This window comes from Dyella sp. 01N36 (assembly GCF_056399745.1).
Genome location: NZ_JBFTRY010000231.1, coordinates 1 through 4,878, shown reverse-complemented (window position 1 = coordinate 4,878; position 4,878 = coordinate 1). Strand labels below are relative to the sequence as shown.

Below are 4,878 nucleotides of genomic sequence, written 5' to 3'. Positions count from 1 at the left end.
ATGCAACGACGACCGGCTTCGATCTGACGAGCGGTCAGGGCGCCAAAGGTGGTTGCCTTCAGACCGAACTCGCCAAAACTGACGAGGTTCGAGGAGAAAGCCAGACCATCGTTACGGCCCTTGAACTGCTTACGGTATTTGGTTCGCTTAGGTTGCAGCATGGCAACTCTCCTTACTTCGCCGTCCGCTCGCGACGGCCTTCACCGCCCTCGCGACGCCCTTCACGACGACCCTCACCACCCTCACGGCGCGGCTGGGACTGCTCTTCCTTCGACTCCTGGCCGGCTGCTGCAAGGTCGAAGATTTCGCCCTTGTAGATCCACACCTTGATGCCGATGACGCCGTAGGTCGTATGAGCCTCGGCGGTGCCGTAGTCGATGTCGGCGCGCAGCGTATGCAGCGGCACGCGACCTTCGCGGCTCCATTCGGAACGAGCAATCTCAGCGCCGTTCAAACGGCCAGAGACATTGATCTTGATACCCAGTGCGCCCAGGCGCATCGCGTTGCCGACCGAGCGCTTCATGGCGCGGCGGAACATGATGCGACGCTCCAGCTGCTGCGCGATCGACTCGGCAACCAGCTGTGCGTCCAGCTCAGGCTTACGGACTTCACTGACGTTGATGTGCGCCGGAACGCCCATCAGGTCACTGACTTCCTTGCGCAGCTTCTCGATATCCTCGCCCTTCTTGCCGATCACCACGCCCGGACGGGCGGTGTGAATCGTCACGCGTGCGGTCTTGGCCGGACGCTCGATGAGGATCTTGGAGATGCCGGCCTGGGCCAGCTTCTTGCGCAGCATCTCGCGGACCTTGAGGTCAGCAGCGAGGTACTGGGCGTATTCGCCCTTATTGGCGTACCACTTCGAGTTCCAGTCCTTGGCAATGCCGAGGCGGATACCGGTGGGATGAACTTTATGACCCATCGTCTACGTCCTCTTTAGTTGCCAACGACCACAGTGATGTGGCTCGTGCGCTTCAGGATGCGGGAACCGCGACCCTTGGCGCGGGCGTACATGCGCTTCATCGCCGGACCTTCGTCGACGAAGATGCGCGCGACCTTCAGGTCGTCGACGTCGGCGCCGAGATTGTTCTCAGCGTTGGCGACAGCCGACAACAGCACCTTGCGAACAAGGGCTGCGGCCTTCTTGTTGGTGAACTGGAGCACGTCGCTGGCTCGGCCCACGGGCATGCCGCGGACCAGGTCAGCCACCAGGCGTGCCTTCTGCGCCGAAATGCGGGCGCTGCGCAGGATCGCTTTGGCTTCAGTGCTCATCACTTGCCCTTCTTGTCGCCGCCATGGCCCTTGAACGTACGGGTCGTCGCGAACTCGCCGAGCTTGTGCCCGACCATGTTCTCGTTGACCAGCACAGGGACATGCTGACGGCCGTTGTGGATGGCGATGGTCAGGCCGACCATTTCCGGCAGGATCATCGAGCGGCGCGACCAGGTCTTGATCGGACGCTTGTTATTGGCGGAAACGGCGGCTTCCACCTTCTTTACGAGGTGCAGGTCGACAAACGGACCTTTCTTTAGAGAGCGCGGCATGATCGTTTCCTATTACTTGCGACGACGCACGATGAACTGCTGGGTGCGCTTGTTCGAGCGCGTCTTGTAGCCCTTGGCCGGCGTACCCCACGGAGAAACCGGGTGACGACCGCCAGAGGTCTTGCCCTCACCACCGCCATGCGGATGGTCGACCGGGTTCATCACCACACCGCGAACGGTGGGACGAATACCCAACCAGCGCTTGGCGCCGGCCTTGCCGAGCTTCTTCAGGCTGTGCTCGCCGTTGCCCACTTCACCGATGGTGGCGCGGCAATCGACCGGCACGCGGCGCATTTCGCCGGAGCGCAGACGCAGCGTGGCGTAACCCGATTCGCGAGCCACCAGCTGGACCGAAGCGCCGGCGGAACGCGCAATCTGCGCACCCTTGCCCGGACGCATCTCGATGCAGTGGATGGTCGAACCCACCGGAATGGCGCGCAGCGGCAGGCTGTTGCCGGCCTTGATCGGCGCATCGCTGCCCGACACCAGGCGATCGCCTGCCTGCACGCCCTTGGGCGCGATGATGTAACGACGCTCACCGTCGGCATAGCACAGCAGTGCGATATGCGCGGTACGGTTCGGATCGTATTCAATGCGCTCGACCTTGGCGGCAATGCCTTCCTTGTCGCGCTTGAAGTCGATGATGCGGTAACGCTGCTTGTGACCGCCGCCCTGGTGGCGAACGGTGATGCGACCGTAGTTATTGCGACCGCCGTTCTTGGTCTTCGCCTCGGTCAACGCCGCGTACGGCGCGCCCTTGTGAAGGCCCTCGGTGCGAACGCTGACTGCGTCGCGACGACCGGGGGAGGTCGGCTTGTGAGTGATCAGTGCCATCTCAATTCAACTCCTGGCTCAGGCTTTGGCCGACACGTCGATGGTCTGGCCATCGGCGAGGCGGACATAGGCCTTACGCTTGCCCTGGCGATTGCCAGTGCGGAAACGGAAGGACTTGACCTTGCCCTTGGCATTGACGAGGTTCACCTGCTCGACCTTGACGTCGAACATCTGTTCCACCGCTGCGCGGACATCGGCCTTGGTTGCTTCGGGAGCAACCACGAATACGTACTGGTTCTTCTCGGCCAGGCGTGCAGCCTTTTCCGAGATGTGCGGCGCACGCAGCGTATTCAGAATGCGTTCGTTGCTCATGCCAGCCACTCCTCGATCTTCTTCACCGCATCGACGGTCATGACGATGTGGTCCGAACCGACCAGGCTGACCGGGTTCAGAGCCAGCACGTCCACGACGTGGATGTACGGGATGTTGCGCGCGGCCAGGAAGGTGGCTTCGTTGGCGTCTTCCGACACCAGCAGCACGCGACCCGAGACCTGCAGTTCAGCCAGCTTGGCAACCATCGCCTTGGTCTTGGGGGTATCGATGCCGAAGCTCTCGACCACCTTCAGACGGTCCTGACGGATCAGCTCAGCAAGGATCGAACGGATGGCAACGCGATACGACTTGCGGTTGACCTTCTGCTCGTAGCTGCGCGGCTTGGCAGCGAACGTGCGGCCACCACCGACAAAGATCGGTGCACGGTAGTCACCGTGACGGGCGCCGCCGCCCTTCTGCTTCTTGAACTTCTTGGTGGTGCCGGACATCTCGCCGCGCGACAGCTGCGACTGGGTACCGGCACGGCCGCCCGCCTGATAGGCGATGACGACCTGGTGGATCAGGGCCTGCTTGAGCTCACCGCCGAACACTTCGTCCGACACGTTGAGCGGCTTGGCGCCAATAACATTGAGTTCCATGGCGTCTCTCCTCAGCCCTTGGTCGTCGGACGGATGACGACGTCGCCGCCGGTAGCACCCGGCACCGCGCCCTTCACCGCGATCAGATGACGCTCGGCGTCGACCTTGACCACTTCCAGGCCCTGCTGCGTGCGGTTGACCGCACCCATGTGGCCCGACATCTTCTTGCCCGGGAACACGCGACCCGGGGTCTGACGCTGACCGATAGAACCCGGCGCACGATGCGACAGCGAGTTACCGTGGGTCGCGTCACCCATGGTGAAGTTCCAACGCTTGATGGTGCCCTGGAAGCCCTTGCCCTTCGACACGCCGGCAACGTCAACGATCTGACCTGCCTGGAACACGTCGTCGGCCTTGATCTCGGCGCCCACGCTGTACTTGCCGAGGTCGTCGGCAGACACGCGGAACTCCCAAAGACCACGACCCGGCTCAACCTTGGCCTTCGCGTAGTGACCCTTCAGCGGCTGCGTCAGCAGGCTGGCGCGCTTGACGCCGGCTGCGACCTGCACAGCGCTGTAACCATCATTTTCTTCCGTCTTCAGCTGCGTGACGCGATTCGGGGTGGCCTCAATGAGGGTCACCGGAATCGAACGGCCATCTTCAGTGAAGAGTCGGCTCATGCCGCACTTGCGGCCAACTAGTCCGATACTCATCTTCGTATCCTGTCTCTCGCTCAACCAAGCTTGATCTGAACGTCCACGCCAGCGGCGAGGTCCAGCTTCATGAGCGCGTCCACGGTTTTGTCGTTGGGGTCGACGATGTCAAGCACGCGCTTGTGGGTACGGGTTTCGTACTGGTCGCGGGCATCTTTGTCGACGTGCGGCGACACCAGAATGGTGTAACGCTCGATCTTGGTCGGGAGCGGAATCGGGCCGAGCACCGTTGCGCCAGTGCGCTTGGCAGTCTCGACGATCTCGCTGGCCGAGCGATCGATCAGACGGTGATCGTACGCCTTGAGCCGAATGCGAATCTTTTGGTTCGCCATAAACCGTGTCCTGTTATCGAAAGAACAATTCTTGTGATTCGAGTGAGCTTCTCGCCCACCCGCACAACCCTTTACTGCCAACAACCAGTCGTTTCTTGGGTGGCTGACGCCACACCTCAAACCGACCTTAAAAGACTAGGCAGGCCCAAAACGGGCCCGCCTAGACGGAAAAGTATAAAACGCGCGAAATGGCCAGGTCAACAAAGCGTCATGCTTCGTCGTCCGAGCCCTCTCTTGCGTATTGGCCATCCAGGCCAGCGAACTCGAAGCACTTCCTGTGCCTCATTTCGCTGTAAGGTCGCCCGAACCTAGGTCCGGCGACAGGCAAGACGGCGACTATAGCTGACTATTCGGCGGAAGAAAAGCCCTAAGCGGTTCTTTTTGCATGATTCGTTGGTTTTCTTGCTCGTCATCCTGGCGCAGGCCGGGATCCAGTGGCGACCAAATGCGGTGTTCGCGAACGAGCCAACAAAGCATCCACCCCTATCGCGACCATCAAACCATGCTGCTACTGGATGACCAGCCATTCGGCTGTTGAAGAACGCCTCCGGCCTGCGCCGGAATGACGAGCAAGGGGCGCAATCCGTACAAGTCACATAAAAAA

General features: G+C 61.3%; 9 protein-coding genes. All 9 read right to left on the bottom strand.

The features are described 5' to 3' along the window. Window positions 1-161, bottom strand: a 161-nt coding sequence (locus tag AC1DMG_RS19855) for a ribosomal protein L16 (RefSeq protein ID WP_477180958.1), incomplete at its 3' end; no start/stop codon positions are given. Between the two features lie 11 nt (window positions 162-172). Then, entirely contained in the window at window positions 173-922 is a 750-nt protein-coding gene (gene rpsC / locus AC1DMG_RS19850) for a 30S ribosomal protein S3 (RefSeq protein WP_121881668.1), read from the bottom strand. 14 nt (window positions 923-936) lie between these two features. Further along, window positions 937-1,272 (bottom strand): 50S ribosomal protein L22, encoded by a 336-nt coding sequence (gene rplV, locus AC1DMG_RS19845; protein WP_046972908.1) that lies wholly within the window; start codon window positions 1,270-1,272, stop codon window positions 937-939. Continuing rightward, entirely contained in the window at window positions 1,272-1,544 is a 273-nt protein-coding gene (gene rpsS / locus AC1DMG_RS19840; protein WP_046972909.1) for a 30S ribosomal protein S19, read from the bottom strand. The genes rplV and rpsS overlap by 1 nt, the downstream gene beginning before the upstream one ends. Window positions 1,545-1,556: 12 nt before the next feature. Further along, window positions 1,557-2,378, bottom strand: coding sequence for a 50S ribosomal protein L2 (rplB, locus tag AC1DMG_RS19835; RefSeq protein WP_046972910.1), 822 nt, complete (start codon window positions 2,376-2,378; stop codon window positions 1,557-1,559). Between the two features lie 18 nt (window positions 2,379-2,396). Then, on the bottom strand, window positions 2,397-2,690 hold the full coding sequence (gene rplW, locus AC1DMG_RS19830) for a 50S ribosomal protein L23 (RefSeq protein ID WP_046972911.1): 294 nt from the start codon (window positions 2,688-2,690) through the stop codon (window positions 2,397-2,399). Then, on the bottom strand, window positions 2,687-3,289 hold the full coding sequence (gene rplD / locus AC1DMG_RS19825) for a 50S ribosomal protein L4 (protein WP_204634037.1): 603 nt from the start codon (window positions 3,287-3,289) through the stop codon (window positions 2,687-2,689). The genes rplW and rplD overlap by 4 nt, the downstream gene beginning before the upstream one ends. 11 nt (window positions 3,290-3,300) lie before the next feature. Continuing rightward, entirely contained in the window at window positions 3,301-3,942 is a 642-nt protein-coding gene (gene rplC, locus AC1DMG_RS19820; RefSeq protein WP_046972913.1) for a 50S ribosomal protein L3, read from the bottom strand. 20 nt (window positions 3,943-3,962) lie between these two features. Next, window positions 3,963-4,274, bottom strand: coding sequence for a 30S ribosomal protein S10 (gene rpsJ, locus AC1DMG_RS19815; protein WP_017461875.1), 312 nt, complete (start codon window positions 4,272-4,274; stop codon window positions 3,963-3,965). Window positions 4,275-4,878: the final 604 nt, after the last annotated feature.

Coding starts and splice junctions, on each gene's coding strand:
- rpsC (WP_121881668.1), bottom strand. CDS start 922: ATGGGTCATAAAGTTCATCCCACCGGTATCCGCCTCGGCATTGCCAAG.
- rplV (WP_046972908.1), bottom strand. CDS start 1,272: ATGAGCACTGAAGCCAAAGCGATCCTGCGCAGCGCCCGCATTTCGGCG.
- rpsS (WP_046972909.1), bottom strand. CDS start 1,544: ATGCCGCGCTCTCTAAAGAAAGGTCCGTTTGTCGACCTGCACCTCGTA.
- rplB (WP_046972910.1), bottom strand. CDS start 2,378: ATGGCACTGATCACTCACAAGCCGACCTCCCCCGGTCGTCGCGACGCA.
- rplW (WP_046972911.1), bottom strand. CDS start 2,690: ATGAGCAACGAACGCATTCTGAATACGCTGCGTGCGCCGCACATCTCG.
- rplD (WP_204634037.1), bottom strand. CDS start 3,289: ATGGAACTCAATGTTATTGGCGCCAAGCCGCTCAACGTGTCGGACGAA.
- rplC (WP_046972913.1), bottom strand. CDS start 3,942: ATGAGTATCGGACTAGTTGGCCGCAAGTGCGGCATGAGCCGACTCTTC.
- rpsJ (WP_017461875.1), bottom strand. CDS start 4,274: ATGGCGAACCAAAAGATTCGCATTCGGCTCAAGGCGTACGATCACCGT.